The organism is Massilia aurea (assembly GCF_024753205.1).
Lineage (GTDB): Bacteria > Pseudomonadota > Gammaproteobacteria > Burkholderiales > Burkholderiaceae_D > Telluria > Telluria aurea.
Genome location: NZ_JANUGZ010000003.1, coordinates 849415 through 866225, shown reverse-complemented (window position 1 = coordinate 866225; position 16811 = coordinate 849415). Strand labels below are relative to the sequence as shown.

Sequence of the window (16811 nt, the reverse complement as noted above, 5' to 3'; positions counted from 1 at the left end):
GTGGGGCAGAGTTGAACGCGGTTCGCATGACCATCACCGCCAGAAACCCCTCCTCATCAGCCAATCCCGAATCGGCACTGGCTGGCAACTGTCCCACAAAATCTGTTACAGAACGCGTATTTTTCTCGCAATTTATATGTGAGAATAAGTGATGTTTACGCAGCCTGACTACGCGGCATTGTTCGCGGCCTCACCGTATCCTTACCTTCTCATCAACCGGGATTTCACCATCATTGGTGCAAATCCCGCGTATCTGGAATCGACCGGGCGCACGGCGCAACAGATCGTCGGTCAGCACATCTTCGAGGCGTTTCCGGCCGATCCGAACGACCCCGCATCGACCAATGTCGACGAGGTACGCCGATCGATCGAACAAGCATTTGCCACGAAGCAGCCGCACACCAGCGCGCTGCTGCGGTATGCGGTGCCGCGCGAGACGCCGGGCGGGCACGTGTTTGGCGAGCGTTACTGGAGCGCGATCCATACGCCGGTGTTCGATGCGGCCGGCGAGGTCGCCTTCGTGGCGCAAAACGCCATCGATGTCACGGATCTGTACCGCTTCGACGCCGCCAGCGGCGCGTACCATCTCAGGCATGGCGCGCATGCGGTCCCCGACATGCCGCAGATGACCCGGCCGCAGATGCACGAGGCAATGACGCGCATCCTGAGCCTGGAGCGCAGCCAGTTGCAGACGATGTTCAACCAGGCGCCGAGCTTTATCGCGGTGCTTACCGGCCTTGACCATGTCTTCGAGATGGCCAACGAAGCGTATTACCAGCTGGTCGGGCGCCGGGAGCTGATCGGCAAACCCTTGCTCGAGGCATTGCCCGAGCTCGCGGCGCAGGGCGTGCGCCGCGTATTCGATGGCGTCTTCGCGGGCGGCAAACCGGTCGTGCTGCGCGATTCATTGATCTCGCTGCAGCGCCGGCCGGATGGCGCGCTGGAACAGCGCTACGTCGATCTGCTGTGCCAGCCGATCTTCGGCCACGACGGGCAGGTGACGGGCATCTTTGCCCAGGGCAGCGATGTCACCGAGGCCTATCACGCGGCGCAGGCGCTGTTCGAAAAAGTCCAGCAGCTCGAAGAGGTCCGCGAAAACCAGACCTTCCAGCTCACACTGGCCGACCGCATCCGGCAGCTCGCCGATCCCGATGACGTCACCGAGGCAGCCTGCGAGCTGCTGGGCCGCGCCCTGCAGGCGTCGCGCGTGCTGTATGCGCAGATCGACGACGACGCCGGCACCGTTGCGATCGTACGCGACTGGACCGCGCAGGGCGTGGCGAGCCTGGCCGGCAAGGTCATGGTCATGGACGATTTCGGCCCGCCGATGATCGCTGCGCTGCGCGCCGGCCAGACCGTCGTCAATCACGATGTCGCGCAGGACAGCCGCACCGCGCGCAATACGGGCGTCTATGCACAGATCGGCGTCGGCGCCGACCTGCTGGTCCCATACATCAAGGCCGGCAAGATGCGGGTCGTGCTGACGGTGCAGAATGCCGCGCCGCGCCGGTGGCGCGAGGCCGAGATACGGATGGCGCAGGAAACCGCCGAACGCACCTGGTCGGCGGTCGAAGCGGCCCGCGCGCACGCCGCGCTGCGCCGTGAACGCGACCAGAGCCAGAGCATCTTCGACAGCATGGGCGAGGGCTTCGCGGTGCTCGACAAGGACTGGACTATCCTGCGCATGAACGCCGAAGGCCTGCGCCTGACCCAGCGCCGCGCCGAAGACGTCATTGGTCACAGCCACTGGGAAGTCTGGCCCGAGCTGCGCGCTACCCCGGCCGACGCGGTGTTCCGGCGCGTGATGAGCACCGGCGCCCCCGGGATTCTCGAGCTGGCCCACCGCATGCCGGATGGGCGCCAGGCCTGGATCGAAACGCGCACCCACCGCTCGCTCGATGGCGGCATCGCGTTCTTCTTCCGCGATGTCACCGAGCGCCGCGAAGCGCAAGAGCAGCTCACTGCCGCCGACCGGCGCAAGGATGAATTCCTGGCGATGCTGGCGCACGAACTGCGCAATCCGCTCGCACCCATCGGCGCAGCCGCCGACCTGCTGCAACGGGCGCGGCTCGATGAAGCGCAGGTGCGCAAGACCAGCCAGATCATCGGGCGGCAGGTGCGCCACATGACGAGCCTTGTCGACGATCTGCTCGACGTCTCGCGCGTCACGCGCGGCCTGGTGGCGCTGCACACCGAGCGCCTGGACATCCGGCATATCGTGAACGACGCGATCGAGCAGGTCACGCCCCTGATCCACGCCCGCCGCCATCACCTGGCGCTCGAACTGCCGCCGCAAGCGCCGCTGGTCGAGGGCGACCACAAGCGCCTGGTGCAGGTGCTGGCCAACCTGCTGAGCAATGCGGCGAAATACACGCCCGAAGGTGGCCACATCACCTTGAGCACCGAAGTGCACGCGATGCACGTGCTGCTGCGGGTGGCCGACGACGGCATCGGCATGGCGCCCGAACTGGTCGCGCGCGCGTTCGAGCTGTTTTCGCAGGCCGAGCGCTCGTCCGACCGGTCGTTGGGTGGACTGGGACTGGGCCTGGCGCTGGTGAAAAGCCTGGTCGGCCTGCATCACGGCAGCGTCGCCTGCGAGAGTGCGGGGCAGGGCAAGGGCAGCACCTTCACGGTCTGCCTGCCGCGCCTGGACAGCGAGGCCGAGGCCGCGGGCGCCCCGGCCGCCAGCCCGGTGGGCGCACCGGCGCCGTCGGACCACCTTCGGATCATGGTGGTGGACGACAACGTGGACGCGGCGACGATGCTCGCGCTGCTGCTCGAAGCGAACGGGCACGAAGTGCGGGTCGAGCATGCGGCGCTGCCGGCGCTGGCCGCGGCCGAGCACGCGGCGCCGCATGTGTACCTGCTCGATATCGGCCTGCCCGACATCGATGGCATCGAACTGGCACGGCGCCTGCGCGCCCGGGCCAACGCGCAGCGCGCGGTGCTGGTGGCGATCACCGGCTACGGCCAGGAGCAGGATCGCGCGCGCACTGCGGCCGCCGGCTTCAACCACCATCTGGTCAAGCCGGTCGACATGCAGAAGCTGTATGCGATCCTTGACGAAGTGGTGCCTGCGCACACGTAGCGCCGTGCGTGCCCGGCACAGGCGATGCTAAACTCGCAAGCCTGTCCACCACTGATCGAAGGGATGACCATGAAAGACCTCGTCAACGACGCCGGCAGCCTGCTTGGCGCGAGCGCATACACCGATGGCGTCGGGCGCCGCGACTTCATCCGGGCCGCCATTGGCACCGGCTTTGCCGCCAGCGCGCTGCCGGTCATGGCGCAGACCCAGATCCAGACCGATACCGACGGCCTCGATGCCGGCGACACCATCCTCGTCATCGACGGCCAGGACGTGCCGGTGTATCGCGCCCAGCCCAAGGGCAAGACGGGCGTGCCGGTGATCCTGGTGATTTCCGAGATCTTCGGTGTGCACGAATACATCAAGGACGTCGTGCGGCGCTTTGCCAAGCAGGGTTATATGGCGATTGCGCCCGACCTGTTCGTGCGCCAGGGCGACGCGACCAAGGCCCCGAGCACGGCCGAGCTGATGAAGAACATCGTGGGGAAGACGCCCGATGCACAAGTGATGTCGGACCTCGATCGCGTGGTCACGTGGGCCGCCCAGCGCGGCGGCAATACCGAAAAACTGGGTATCACCGGTTTTTGCTGGGGCGGGCGCATCACCTGGCTGTACGCGGCGCATAACCTCAAGGTCAAGGCGGGCGTCGCCTGGTACGGGCGCCTGGTGGGCGAAGCCACCGCCACGTCGCCCAAGCACCCGATCGATTTTGCGCAGAACCTGAAAGTACCGGTACTGGGCCTGTACGGCGCGAAGGACACCGGCATTCCGGTCGAATCGGTCCAGCGCATGCAGGCCGCGCTCGACAAGGGCAACAGCCGCTCGACGATCCACGTGTACCCGGAGTCGGGCCACGCCTTCCACGCCGACTACCGCCCGATGTATAACGCGGCGGACGCGCAGGATGGCTGGAACCGCGCGCTGGCGTGGTTTGCCAAATACGGCGTCGCCTGATCTAGGGAAGCACTGATTAATTCATGGCGGCGAACTTGGCGTTGAAAAGAGCCATCCTGCGGCGTTGCAAATTCTCGCAATAGCTCGCTATTGCTTCGATTTTGCGCCTTGCAGGCTGACTTTTTCAACTGCCAATTCCATCCCCCAGAATAAATCAGTGCTTCCCTAGCAGGCTTTGCCTTGGACGAGGGCAGGCCGGGAGCGGTACAATGCCCGGTTTGCGGCTCGTCGCACGTACAGAACAAGAGGCCTTCAAATCGACCCGTTTTCAGCCCCCTTCATCGACCCGACCCTGCGCTCGATCCTGCTCGCGACGCTCGTCGCCGGCGTCGTCAGCATCTCCGGGGCTGCCATTTTCTCGTTTGCCCTGCTGTCGAAAGTGGTGGAAAAGATGGTCAGCTTGTCGGTCGGCATCATGCTGGCCACATCGCTGCTGCACGCGCTGCCGGAAGCATTCGATTCGGGCGCCGATACCAGGAGCCTGTTCGCCACGCTGCTGGGCGGCCTGCTGGCCTTCTTCTTGCTGGAAAAGGTCGCCCTGCTGCGCCACTCGCACCACCACGAAGGCGACGGCCACCACCACGCGCACGGCCACGATGCGCGTGAAGCGGGCAAGGCCGGCTGGATGATCCTGCTCGGTGACGGCATGCACAACTTCACCGACGGCATCCTGATCGCCGCAGCCTTCCTGGCCAATCCGGAGCTGGGCATCGTTACCGCACTGGCGATCGTCGCCCATGAAATTCCGCAGGAGATCGGCGACTTCATCGTGCTGCTCAATGCGGGCTTCTCGCGCCTGCGCGCCTATGTGTTCAACCTGCTGTGCAGCCTGATGGCGGTCGCGGGGGGCTTGCTGGGGTATTACACGCTGGACCGGGCCAGCGGCCTGATTCCGTACGTGCTGGTGTTTGCCTCGTCAGGCTTCATCTATATTGCGGTCAGCGACCTGATGCCGCAGATGCAGCGTCGCTCGACGTTGCGCGAGTCGATACCGCAGGTGGTGCTGATCGGACTGGGCGTGGCGATCGTCGTCGCGTTGCACGCGTTTTGATGTTGAATTAGTGGCGGCGCTGCGGACTTGGGTTCCAGCCAAGGCTGGAACCCAGGTTGGTTGACTAATCCGCGCCTTTGGCTACCGGCCGCGCCGGATCGCCCACCCACTCGCTCCACGACCCCGGATACAGCGCGGCGCCCGGCAAGCCCGCCACTTCCAGTGCCAGCAGATTGTGGCAGGCGGTCACGCCCGACCCGCACTGCATGATGGCCGCTTCGGGCTTGTCGATCAGCGCACCCAATTCCTCGCGCAACTGCGCAGCATCCTTGAAACGCCCGTCAGGCCCCAGGTTGTCCTTGAAGAAGCGGTTCTTCGCGCCGGGAATATGCCCGCCCACCGGATCGATGGTCTCGTTTTCGCCGCGATAGCGGTCAGCCGCGCGCGCATCGATCACGATCCGTTTGCCGCTTTCCAGATTGTCCAGCACCTCGCGCACCGTCACGGTCGGCACGAACGGCGCCCGGACGCTCAGGGCGCCGCGCGGCCTGGTGCGCACTTCGGTCGTCAACGGCTGCGAGGCAGCCTCCCATGCGGCCATCCCGCCATCGAGCACCGCCACCGCCTCGTGTCCCAGCCAGCGCAGCAGCCACCACAGGCGCGCCGCGAACATGCCGCCGTGCGCGTCATACGCTACCAACTGCGTGGTGTCGTCGATGCCGAAGTCGCGCAGGGCTTCGGCCAGCGCTTCTTTGTCGGGCAGCGGATGCCGGCCCAGGAACACGCCATCGGCGCCGTTCCTGGCGCCCGACAGCACCGTCTCGATATCGGCAAACACCGCGCCTGGCAGGTGGCCGCTCGCGTACGCATCGCGGCCGGCGGCCAGGTTCATCAGGTCGTGGCGGCAATCGACGACGACCCAGGCCGGGTCGTCGATGTGCGCAGCCAGATCGGCGGCAGAAATCAGGGTCTGGTGCATGACGGTTCCTTTACGTTTCGCTGGCGATCGGATCGGTGTCCTTGACGACGGCGCCACGCGCCGTCTTGCGGGTATTGTAGAACGTCGCGGCCACGCCTGACACCAGGATCACGCCCACGCCCAGCCAGACGTGCCAGTCGAACGTGTCGCCCCACAGCAGCAGACCCCACAGGCACGAGAACACGATGCCGGTGTACTGCAGGTTGGCCACCACCAGCACCTTGCCGACGCGGTAGGCGCGGGTCATGGCCATCTGCGCCATCAGCGCTGCGGCGCCGATCCCTGCCAGCAGCAGCAGGCCATACGGCGTATGGGCGTGGAACACGGCGCCCTTCGGTCCGTCGCCGGCCAGCGTGGCGAGCAGACCCACGACTGCGGTGGTGAGCGAAAAGAAGAACACGACGCGGTATTCGGGTTCACCCAGCAGGCCCAGTTTGCGCACCTGCATATACGCTGCGGCCGACACCACGGACGAGCACACGCCGGCCAGCGCGCCGAGCCACTGCTGGCTTTCGACCGCCGGCTGCAGCACCATCGTCACGCCAAAGAAGCTCATGCCGATGGCGACGACCAGCGGCCATTCGGCATGCTTGGTGCCGGTCCACCAGCCCAGCGCGAACATCCAGGCCGCGATCCAGATCGGGGCCATGTAGTTCAGCGTCATGGCCGTGGCCAGCGGCAGGCGGCCGATCGCGAAGAACCACATCCACAGCGCGGTCACGCCGACGAAGCTGCGGATCAGGTGCGATTTGGCGAACGGCGTCCTGAACGTGCCGCCACGATGGCGCACCATCGCCAGCAGGATGACGGTGCCGATCAGGCCCCTGTACATCAGCAGTTCGGACGTGGAGTAGAACTCGGAGGCGAGCTTGACGCCCGCGCCCATCGCGGCGAACGCGAAGCTGGCGAACAGCATCCAGAGTGAAGCCATGGTATTCCCAATAAAAAAAGGAGGGGCAGCCGACTGGCCACACCCTCCGCAGCGCTGCGTGTCACGACACGGCTAAAGCGCCATCTTGCTGCGATACCACTCATGGAAGTGCTGCATGCCGTCTTCCATGGGCGACTGGTACGGACCGACTTCGTTGACACCGCGCGCTACCAGGATCTTGCGACCGGCGTCCATACGCAGGCCGATTTCATCGTCCTCGACCGCCGTTTCCATGTACGCGGCGCGTTCGGCCTCGACGAATTCGCGCTCGAACAGCACGATCTCTTCGGGGTAGTAGAACTCGACCACGTTGCGCGTCTTGTCCGGGCCATCGGGCCACAGCGTCGACACCACCAGCACATGCGGATACCACTCGACCATGATGTTCGGGTAGAGCGTGAGCCAGATTGCGCCGTACTTCGGCGGCGTACCGTTGTTGAACTTGAGGATCTGCTCCTGCCAGCGTTTATAGGCAGGTGAGCCGGCCTTTTGCAGCGCGCGGTTCACGCCCACGGTCTGCACGCTGTAGTCGGCGCCGAATTCCCATTTCAGGTCGTCGCACGAAACGAAGTTGCCCAGGCCCGGGTGGAACGGTTCGACGTGGTAATCCTCGAGGTAGACCTCGATGAAGGTCTTCCAGTTGTAGTCGCACTGGTGCACTTCGACGTGGTCGAGCATATAGCCCGAAAAATCGAGGTCTTTCGTCACCGACAACTGGCCGAGCTTGTCCATCACGTTGTAACCGTTCTGCTCGAACAGCAGCCCGTTCCAGTTCTGGAGCGGGGTCTTGGACAGGTTCAGGCACGGGGTATCGGCAAAATGCGGCGCGCCGATCAGTTCACCCTTCAGGTCATAGGTCCAGCGGTGCAGCGGGCAGACGATGTTCGTCGCATTGCCGCGCCCATTGAACATGAGCGCCTGGCGATGACGGCAGACGTTGGACAGCACCTCGATGCCATTGGCATTACGCACCAGCATACGGCCTTCGTGCTCGGCGGCGAGCGTGGCGAAGTCGCCCGTTTCGGGCACCATCAATTCATGGCCGACGTAGCGCGGGCCATTCACGAACAGCTGCTGCATCTCTTGTTTGAGCAGCGCCTCGTCAAAATACACAGTTACCGGAAGCTGCGCGTTGGATCGCGCCAGCTTGGCGTGGGTAGCCAGATCGGACATCCCAACCCCCCTTAAATAAGCATCCAAAGAAGAGAAAGAATCCAAAGACCAGTATTTAAGTAAAGGAATACGGTATTTCGGACAGAACCGGCGATTATACTTCGGAACGAGCTCTACCGTCTTGGTCCAGCGCGCGGCTGTTGTGTGCGCTGGCGGGGAAATTGCCTTCGTGGCATGATTTTCATGATGAGGGAGGGCGTGGCCCAATCGATGGACGGGGCTGCATGTTGCGAATGGTGCAATGTGCGCCCCCCGTGGTGTGGGATTGATCTAAAATACGCGATTGGATTGACCCACGGCGCACAACTGGACGCCCTTACGATACCGACCTATGGCAAAGAATATGACAGCGGGCAGCGCAGCAGCAGGGGCGGCGCCACCCGAATCCTTCGAGGGGGCGATGGCCGAACTGGCCCAGCTCGTGACACAGATGGAGTCCGGCGCCTTGCCGCTGGACGCCTCGGTCGCGGCGTATGCGCGCGGCTCCGAACTCGTCAAGTACTGCGCAGGGCAGCTCGAGAAAGTCGAGTCGCAGGTCAAGGTACTTGAAGGCGACATGCTCAAGCCGTTCTCTGGCGACGACGAGGGCGTGCAATGAGCGCGCCAGCGTTCGCCGACTGGACCCGCCAGGTCCAGCACGACGTCGAGGGCGCGCTTGACGCGTTCCTGCCAGCGGCCACCCAGATGCCGCACAAGCTGCACGAAGCGATGCGCTACACGACGCTGGGCGGCGGCAAGCGCGTGCGTCCGCTGCTGGCATACGCCGCCGGCGCGCTGTTCGACGCCGACCCGGCCGCGCTCGCGCGGGTGGCTAGCGCCGTCGAAATGATCCACGTGTATTCGCTCGTGCACGACGACATGCCGTGCATGGACGACGACGCGCTGCGCCGCGGCAAGCCGACGGTGCACGTGGCCTACGACGAAGCGACCGCGCTTCTGGTGGGCGACACGCTGCAGGCGCAGGCCTTCACGGTGCTGGCCGAATGCGCCACCGTGCCGCCGGCGCGCCTGTTGACGATGGTGCGCCTGCTGGCGCAGGCGGCCGGCTCGAACGGCATGTGCGGCGGGCAGGCCATTGATCTTGACAGCGTCGGCCTGGCGCTGACGCGCGACGAACTCGAACGCATGCACCAGTTGAAAACGGGCGCCATGCTGCGCGTGTCGGTGCTGCTTGGCGCGCTCGCGGGCCGCGACCTGACGCCACGCGAAGTCGAGGCCCTGAACGCCTATTCGGCCGCGATCGGCCTGGCGTTCCAGGTGGTCGACGATGTACTTGATGCGACCGCCGACTCGGCCACGCTGGGCAAGACCGCCGGCAAGGATGCGGCCGACAACAAGCCGACCTATGTGTCGATCCTCGGCCTGGCGCCTTCGCGCGATCTGGCAGAGCAATTGCGGCGTGACGCGCATGACGCGCTGGCGCCATTCGGAGAACAAGCACAGCGGCTGCGTGAACTGGCAGACCTGATCGTGCAGCGGAAGGCCTAAATGAACCTGCTAGACAATATCAACGACCCGTCCGACCTGCGCAAGCTGCCGCGCACCCAGCTCACGCCACTGGCCAAGGAGCTGCGCCAGTTCCTGCTCGAGTCGGTCTCGAAAACGGGCGGTCACCTGTCGTCCAACCTGGGCACGGTCGAACTGACCATCGCGCTGCACTACGTGTACGACACGCCGCGCGACCGCATCGTCTGGGACGTGGGCCACCAGACCTATTCGCACAAGATCCTCACGGGCCGCCGCGGCCGCATGCCGTCGCTGCGCCAGTTGAACGGCCTGTCGGGCTTCCCGAAACGCGACGAAAGCGAGTACGACACGTTCGGCACCGCCCACTCGTCGACCTCGATCTCGGCGGCGCTCGGCATGGCCGCAGCGGCCAAGATCAAGGGTGAAGACCGCCACGCCATCGCCGTCATCGGCGACGGCTCCATGACCGCCGGCATGGCGTTCGAGGCGCTGAACAATGCGGGCGTCGAAGACGACGTGAACCTCCTGGTCATCCTGAACGACAACGACATGTCGATCTCACCGCCGGTCGGCGCGCTCAATCGCTACCTCGCGCGCCTGCTGTCGGGCCAGTTCTATGCCGCTGCCAAGAACGTCGGCAAGAGCGTACTGCCAGCGCCCGTGCTCGACCTGGCGCGGAAGCTCGAAGAACATGCGAAGGGCATGGTGGTCCCGGCCACGATGTTCGAGGAATTCGGCTTTAACTACATCGGCCCGATCGACGGCCATGACCTCGAATCGCTGATCCCGACGCTGGAAAACATCAAGAAGCTCAAGGGCCCGCAGTTCCTGCACGTGGTGACCAAGAAGGGCCAGGGCTACAAGCTGGCCGAGGCCGAGCCGATCCTGTACCACGGCACCGGCAAGTTCAATCACCTCGAGGGCATCAAGCCGGCCACCGCGCCGGGCAAGATCACCTACACCGAAGTCTTCGGCAACTGGCTGTGCGACATGGCAGCGGCCGATCAGCGCCTGGTCGGGATCACGCCGGCGATGCGTGAAGGCTCGGGCATGGTCCGCTTCCACCAGGAATACCCACAGCGCTACTTCGACGTCGGCATCGCCGAGCAGCATTCGGTGACCTTCGCCGCGGGCATGGCGACCGAAGGCGTCAAGCCCGTGCTGGCGATCTACTCGACGTTCCTGCAGCGCGGCTACGACCAGCTGATCCACGACGTGGCGCTGCAGAACCTCGACGTGACCTTCGCGCTGGACCGCGCGGGCCTGGTTGGCGCCGACGGCGCAACCCACGCCGGCAACTATGACCTGGCCTATCTGCGCTGCATCCCGAACATGGTCGTCATGGCTGCGTCGGACGAAAACGAATGCCGCCAGATGCTCACGACGGCCTACCACTATCCGGGCCCTGCGGCCGTGCGCTATCCGCGCGGCGCCGGTGTCGGCACGCCAATCGTGGAGGCCTTGAATTCGATCGAGATCGGCAAGGGCGAAGTGCGCCGCAGCGGCAAGAACATCGCCATCCTGGCGTTCGGCTCGATGGTCTCGCACAGCATCCTGGCCGGTGACGAACTCGATGCGACGGTCGCGAACATGCGTTTCGTGAAACCGCTGGACGTCGACCTGGTCAAGCGGCTGGCACAGGAGCACGACCTGATCGTGACGGTGGAAGAGGGCTGCATCATGGGCGGCGCGGGCGCTGCCGTGATGGAAGCGATGGCCGCTGCCGGCATCGCCAAGCCGGTGCTCAATCTGGGCTTGCCGGATACCTTCATCGATCAGGGTGACCCGGTGGCGCTGCTGTCGTCGGTGGGCCTGGACGCCAAGGGCATCGCGGCATCGATCCGCGCGCGCTTGTCGGCATCCGGTGAACCGCGCCTGGTGGTGAACAACGGCTGACGCAGTTTCTGCGCTGTTTCTCGCGCGGCGTGACGCAAAAAAGGGCTGGCGATCGACGCCAGCCCTTTTTTTATCCCGTCTGTTTGACGGTTATTGCACCTGGCGCGCCTTGAGACGATCGGCTTCGGCCACCGGGAACGGCGCGCCCAGGACGACGGCGCCGCCGCGGGTGCGGTTCTGCGCCTGGCACTTGTGCGTGCAGGCGGTGGCTGGTGGCGCCACTTCGACGGCATCCTCGCCCATTACCTGACCCATGCGCCCGCCGCTGGCGACGGACCACTGCGACACGCCGCCGCAATGCTGGACCCTGGCGACGCCGCCCGTGCGGGTGACGATATTGTTGGTGCACAGCGGTTCGGCGATGCGGTCGGCGAACTGCGGGCTGTCGCGGCCGACGAATTTCGCCGCGTAGTCATTGCCGAAATTGATGCGCGGCGTGACGGTCAGCGTGGTGTCCTTGAACGGCACCGTATCGCCTTCGCGGTTGCGGAAATTGCGGTTGTCGAAGTAGAAGGCGCTTTGCGCCAGTTTGTGCGTGAACACGGTTTTGGTTTCGTCGCTGCGCTCGACTTCCATCTGGAACAGGCCGCCGGTGGCGCAATCCTTGGCCTGGATCTTCATCGTGACGCCCGGCCCGCTGCGGGTCAGCACGATGTCGGCCGAACTGCTCAATTCGACGCTGACGGCGCCGTTCAGGACCAGGCCCCGGTGGTCGGGCATCTTGCTGTCGAAGACGGGCGTTGCCTTGCCGCCCGTGATGTCTTCCTTGTTGGCAGCGCCGGTCAGCGTGTAATTGAGAATGCCGAACGAGGCGGCGTCGACATCGAACTGGACGTAGCGGCCCTGTACCCGAAACACCGATGTCACGGCGCCCGGCGCGACCGACACCGTTTGCGCGCCGCGTTTGCCCAGTACCGTGAAGCCGCCGCTCTCGCAGCCGGCCGAATCTGCTGCGTACGCAGCCTGCGCAGTCATCAACAGGCCCATGCTGCAAGCCACCATCCAATTTTTCATGCTGTTCTCCGTTGTCGGAACGTGGCGCCCGATGCGCTGGTGTCCTGAACCGTTAATACCCTGGTGCGCGGCCAGGGTTCAATGAAGATCAACAAATTTTTTCAAGCGATGCGGATAAGTGGGGACGTGTCAGAAATGGTAGCTGGCGCTGGCCGTGAATGCACTTGGCTTAGGGAAGTCAGGCAGGTAGGTCCGCCAGCGCGCCTGCCAGCCGGCCTGCAGCGTGACGTCACCAACGTCGGTCACGAGCGCGATGCGCACATCGGCGCTGTCCTTGGCCGCGATGCCGTCGTAGGCGAAAGGATGCAGCACACCGACGTGGGCGGCCAGGCGCACTGTGTCGGAAAGGGGATAGGCGCCGCTCAGGTCAAGGTAGACGCTGCGCCCCTCGCCATAGTAGGCGGGTGAATAGAACGCGCGCACGCTGGCGCGTTGCAGCGCCACGCCGGCATAGAACTCGTGGTAATTGCGGTGGCCATCGCGCAGGTAGGTGTTGCGCGTGACGCCCGCATCCCATGACAGCGTCGACGTCAGCCTGCGGGCTCTGCCAGCATAGGCGGTCAGCTGGCCCTGTGTGCGATTGTCCAGCGTGACGGGCGACGCGAAGGCGCCGCCGTACCAGCCTGCGGCGGTGTCGTGCTCCACCCGCAACTGGAGCGCAGGGCGCGTGTACGGCGCGACGCCGCGGCCGGCATATTCGGACACCAGCGTCAGGTCACCACTGGTCTGGGCCCGTGCGTCCTTGAACAGCGGCAGGGTCAGCGCAAGCGCGAGGAGGATGGCGCCGTGGCGACGGTGGACGGGCATAGGCAGACGCAGGTGTCAGCTGCCCGTGACAGGGCGGCACATGCGTCAATGTTACCACCCGGCCGTGCAGCCACGGGGCCGTCCGTCTGGCGCCGCAGCGTTTGTGCGACCGTGCCCGGCTGGCGCTCGGCCAGCAGTGCCGCGAGGCCGGCCACGTGCGCCGCCGCATACGACGAACCGGACACCATGTGCCAGCGCCGGCCCGGTGCGCAGGTCGGAATGTCGGTCCCGGGCGCATACACCAGCGTCGATGGCGCCGGGTGGTGGTCACCCGGCCGCGCGACCCCGATCACGCCCGGCAGCGCGGCCGGGAAGCCGCCGTCGGGCAGGCGCGGATCGGCCGCCGCCACCACGATCACGCCGCGCGCCAGTGCCGCCTGCAGCAACGCTTGCAGCAGGCGGTCGGCTGGCCCGGCCAGGCTCAGATTGATGATCCGCACGCCGTTTTCAAGCGCATAGTTGATTGCCTTGCCCAGCGTGAGGCTGTTGCAGCGCGCCGGTTGCGCACCGGTTTCCCAGCAGGCGCGCAGGGCCATCAGTTTGACGCCCGGCGCCACGCCGGCAATGCCCGCGCCATTGCCGGCCAGTGCGCCGATGATGCCCGCGACCGCCGTGCCATGGACCTCGGCGACATCGCCGGTGTCGTCGACGAAGTTGCGGCGCACCTTGATGCGGCCGGCCAGGTCGGGGTGGTCGGCATCGACACCGCTGTCGATCACGGCCACGCTCACGTTGCGTCCCGTGCTGACGCGGTGCAGGTCGGTCAGGTGCCAGTCGTGGCCCGCCGGCTGCAGCGGGTACAGCGGATCGCCGCCGTCCTGTGCCTGGAAATCGGCCAGCGGCTGGGCCCATGCCACGCGCGCATCGTGCGACAGCGCGGCCACCACGCGCCCGATCGGCGCGTCATCGGGTTCTTCCATCACGAAGCAGTCGACGCCGATCGCCGGCATCGGCCAGCTGTCGAGCAGGCGCAAACCGTGGGCGGCTGCGATATCGCCCGCCACGCGGCGGCGTGCGGCGCTGCCGCCATCCTTCAGGTAGCCGCCGCCGTACGATGCATCGGGACGAAAGTGCTGGGCCGGCAGGCGCAGCATCACCAGCACCTGACGGCGCGCTGCCTGCGCCAGCGGGTCGGCATGGTCCTGTGCGTGCGCCGGCACCCCGGCGAGGCCGAGCAGGGCGGCGATCAGGGTCGCCCACGCGAGCAGCCGGTTCATGGGCTGGCCTGCATGCCGAGCGGCTCGGCCAGCGTGACGGCGGATTCGGTGCGCAGGCGCGCCGCGACATCGGCTGGCGCTTGCGCGCTGCCCAGCATCCACGCGCCCGTGACCGTCGGGCCGCCGACGATGTGCGCGCCGCTGGCCGTCACGATGCGGCGCAATTCATGTTCGGGCGTGTCCGGCTTGAAGGTCACGGCCACGATGCTGTCGGCGCCCGTCTCGGCGCCGAGCACGCGGTAAGCCGCATCCTGCGCGGCCATCTGCGTGTCGCCGGACGGGCGCAGCAGCAGTGCGCCCAGCACGACGATGGCGCAGAACTGCAGGCCCACGGCGGCGCGCAGCCAGCGCCCGTCGTTCGCGGCAAGGCGCGTGCGCCAGCCGGGGACGACGGGCGCTGCATCCGCCGGCGCCACCGCATCGAGCTGCGGCAGCAGGCGCGCGAACGCCTTGTCGACATCCAGGACTGGCGGCGGCAGGTCGGCGACATCCTGGAGTGTGTGGAGCGCATCGAGATCGGCGCGGCATGTGGCGCAGGTGTCCAGGTGCGCCTGGACACGTTGCAGCTCTGCGCCGTCGAGGCGACCGTTGGCCAGCCAGGGCAGCAGGTCCTGCGTCTCTCGGTGCGCCGCCTCGCGATCAGACAGGTCGGTCATGACCGCACCTCGATCTGGCCTTCCAGCAGCACGGCCAGGCGCTTGCGGGCATGGAACAGGCGGGTTTTGATGGTATTCACTGGGCACTCCATGATCTCGGCAATCTCTGTGTAACTCATGTCATGATAAAAAGTCAGCTGGAACGCGGTGCGCTGCGCCAGCGGCAATTGGGCCAGCGCGGCATGGACCGCACCGGTCAGCTGCACGTGCGCCAGTTGCCAGTCGGGGCGGTCGGCCTCGATGCCCTCGCGTTCATCGCTGCCGGCGTCGACCGGCTCGTCGAGCGCCTGCAGGCTTTTGCAGGCACGCCGGTAGGCAATGGCAAAGATCCACGTCGAGACCTTGCTGCTGCCATTGAATGTCGCCGCCTTGCGCCAGACCACCAGCAGCGTGTCGTTGACGATTTCCTCGATCAGCGGCGTGCTGCGCGTCATGCGCTGCAGGAAGCGCGCCAGCCGTGGGTGGTAGGCCCGGTACAGCGTTTCGAAGGCGCGCCGGTCGCCCGTCGCGACACGCTCGACGAGGCCCGCTTCATCCTGCTCCGTGCGCGCCGCGGCCGGTCTGGCGTCAAATCGTCGTTCCACGCACGTCCTCTCGTTCTTCTACGGTAGATACCCCGCCACGCCGAAAAGGTTCATGGCGTCGTTACGATTGTCGAATGGGGGCACGCTGCATGCTAACTGACAGTCGCAGGGCAGCGTGCAGCTTTTTCAGGATTTGGCGGTGCGTGTGCACAGATACACGGCGCCGGCCGTGACGGCGAAGCCGGCGATCGACACGGGGCCAAGCCGTTCGCCCAGGATCGCAAAGCCCATCAGCGCCGTCGTCCCCGGAATCAGGTAGAACAGGCTGGCGACCCGGCTCGCGTCGCCGCGCCGCATCATCAGGAACAACAGGCTGACGGCGCCGATGGAGTTCACGACCGACAGCCAGCCGGACGCCAGGATCAGCGTCGGCGTCCACGTTACCTGCCAGCCTTCCAGGCCCAACGCCAGCGGCAGTGCGACGGCCGTTGCCACTGCCAGCTGGATGCAGCCGGCAGTGCGTAGATCCAGGCCAGCGCAGTACTTCTTCTGGTACAGCGTGCCGAGCGTGATGCCGGCCAGGGCCAGCACTACGGCGCCGATTCCGGCGGCGCCCGTGTCCCAGGCGACTCCCTTGCCAAGCGCCACCAGCAGCACGCCGGCGATGCCTGCGATGAGGCCCATCCACTGGCGCACGCCAACGCGTTCGTGCAGGAACGCGCCCGCTCCGAACGCCGTACACAGGGGCATCGCGCCGATGATGAGCGCCGAGACGCCTGCGCTCACGCCCAGTTTCAGGCCCGAGTACAGGCCACCGAACTGCAGCGCCTGGACCAGCAGCCCGACGACGACGAGATGCGCGTACTGCGCGTGCTGGCGTGGCCACGGCGCGCGGGTGACGATGGCCACGAGCAGCAGCACCAGCGCCGCCAGGCCAAAGCGCAGCACCAGCAATGTGAACGGACCGGCGAAGGGCAGGGCCAGCTTGCCGACGACGTAGCCGGAACTCCACATCAGGATGAACAGCATGGGCAGCACAAGCACGGGTGGCGCCAGGCTGACGGGAAGGGCAGTACGCAACGTGGTCATGATGGTCTCCGGTGGTGAGAAGACA

16 protein-coding genes are annotated in these 16811 nt (G+C 66.0%); 6 read left to right on the top strand and 10 right to left on the bottom strand.

Annotation, left to right across the window (positions count from 1 at the left end):
* The first annotated feature begins 151 nt into the window (after positions 1 to 151).
* Together NX775_RS14445 and NX775_RS14440 are read left to right on the top strand one after the other, a co-directional pair.
* A complete protein-coding gene (locus NX775_RS14445; protein ID WP_258836630.1) occupies positions 152 to 3088 on the top strand; it encodes a hybrid sensor histidine kinase/response regulator in 2937 nt (978 codons plus the stop codon).
* Positions 3089 to 3157: 69 nt separating this feature from the next.
* Complete coding sequence (locus NX775_RS14440) at positions 3158 to 4042, top strand: dienelactone hydrolase family protein (RefSeq protein ID WP_258836629.1); 885 nt, start codon at positions 3158 to 3160, stop codon at positions 4040 to 4042.
* A 252-nt stretch (positions 4043 to 4294) separates the two neighbouring features.
* On the opposite strand, the gene NX775_RS14435 is transcribed toward NX775_RS14440, so the two are convergent.
* A complete protein-coding gene (locus NX775_RS14435) occupies positions 4295 to 4459 on the bottom strand; it encodes a hypothetical protein (protein WP_258836776.1) in 165 nt (54 codons plus the stop codon).
* Between NX775_RS14435 and NX775_RS14430 the strand changes: the two genes are divergently transcribed.
* Positions 4395 to 5093 (top strand): ZIP family metal transporter, encoded by a 699-nt coding sequence (locus NX775_RS14430; protein ID WP_258836769.1) that lies wholly within the window; start codon positions 4395 to 4397, stop codon positions 5091 to 5093. The two genes, NX775_RS14435 and NX775_RS14430, sit on opposite strands and share 65 nt — an antisense overlap.
* A 64-nt stretch (positions 5094 to 5157) precedes the next feature.
* On the opposite strand, the gene NX775_RS14425 is transcribed toward NX775_RS14430, so the two are convergent.
* The 3 genes from NX775_RS14425 to NX775_RS14415 form a co-directional block, all read right to left on the bottom strand.
* The gene (locus tag NX775_RS14425; RefSeq protein WP_258836628.1) at positions 5158 to 6012 is read right to left on the bottom strand and encodes a sulfurtransferase; all 855 of its coding nucleotides are present in this window, start codon (positions 6010 to 6012) and stop codon (positions 5158 to 5160) included.
* A gap of 10 nt (positions 6013 to 6022) precedes the next feature.
* Positions 6023 to 6943: a DMT family transporter gene (locus NX775_RS14420; RefSeq protein ID WP_258836627.1), complete on the bottom strand. Its 921-nt coding sequence runs from the start codon at positions 6941 to 6943 to the stop codon at positions 6023 to 6025.
* Positions 6944 to 7015: 72 nt separating this feature from the next.
* A complete protein-coding gene (locus tag NX775_RS14415; protein ID WP_258836626.1) occupies positions 7016 to 8116 on the bottom strand; it encodes an aromatic ring-hydroxylating oxygenase subunit alpha in 1101 nt (366 codons plus the stop codon).
* Positions 8117 to 8447: 331 nt separating this feature from the next.
* On the opposite strand from NX775_RS14415, the gene NX775_RS14410 reads away from it, so the two are divergent.
* From NX775_RS14410 to dxs, 3 genes are read left to right on the top strand one after another with little or no spacing between them, the layout of a single operon-like run.
* A complete protein-coding gene (locus NX775_RS14410; RefSeq protein WP_258836625.1) occupies positions 8448 to 8714 on the top strand; it encodes an exodeoxyribonuclease VII small subunit in 267 nt (88 codons plus the stop codon).
* Positions 8711 to 9604, top strand: a complete 894-nt coding sequence (locus tag NX775_RS14405) for a polyprenyl synthetase family protein (protein ID WP_258836624.1) — start codon at positions 8711 to 8713, stop codon at positions 9602 to 9604. Before NX775_RS14410 ends, NX775_RS14405 begins: the two co-directional genes overlap by 4 nt.
* Positions 9605 to 11479 (top strand): 1-deoxy-D-xylulose-5-phosphate synthase, encoded by a 1875-nt coding sequence (dxs, locus tag NX775_RS14400; protein WP_258836623.1) that lies wholly within the window; start codon positions 9605 to 9607, stop codon positions 11477 to 11479.
* Between the two features lie 90 nt (positions 11480 to 11569).
* On the opposite strand, the gene NX775_RS14395 is transcribed toward dxs, so the two are convergent.
* The 6 genes from NX775_RS14395 to NX775_RS14370 form a co-directional block, all read right to left on the bottom strand.
* On the bottom strand, positions 11570 to 12493 hold the full coding sequence (locus tag NX775_RS14395) for a hypothetical protein (RefSeq protein ID WP_258836622.1): 924 nt from the start codon (positions 12491 to 12493) through the stop codon (positions 11570 to 11572).
* A 129-nt stretch (positions 12494 to 12622) separates the two neighbouring features.
* Entirely contained in the window at positions 12623 to 13300 is a 678-nt protein-coding gene (locus NX775_RS14390) for a TorF family putative porin (protein WP_258836621.1), read from the bottom strand.
* A complete protein-coding gene (locus NX775_RS14385) occupies positions 13252 to 14517 on the bottom strand; it encodes a S8 family peptidase (RefSeq protein WP_258836620.1) in 1266 nt (421 codons plus the stop codon). The genes NX775_RS14390 and NX775_RS14385 overlap by 49 nt, the downstream gene beginning before the upstream one ends.
* Positions 14514 to 15173, bottom strand: a complete 660-nt coding sequence (locus tag NX775_RS14380) for a zf-HC2 domain-containing protein (RefSeq protein WP_258836619.1) — start codon at positions 15171 to 15173, stop codon at positions 14514 to 14516. The genes NX775_RS14385 and NX775_RS14380 overlap by 4 nt, the downstream gene beginning before the upstream one ends.
* Entirely contained in the window at positions 15170 to 15757 is a 588-nt protein-coding gene (locus tag NX775_RS14375; RefSeq protein WP_258836618.1) for an RNA polymerase sigma factor, read from the bottom strand. Before NX775_RS14375 ends, NX775_RS14380 begins: the two co-directional genes overlap by 4 nt.
* Before the next feature lie 126 nt (positions 15758 to 15883).
* Positions 15884 to 16786: a DMT family transporter gene (locus NX775_RS14370; RefSeq protein WP_258836617.1), complete on the bottom strand. Its 903-nt coding sequence runs from the start codon at positions 16784 to 16786 to the stop codon at positions 15884 to 15886.
* Positions 16787 to 16811 lie beyond the last annotated feature (25 nt).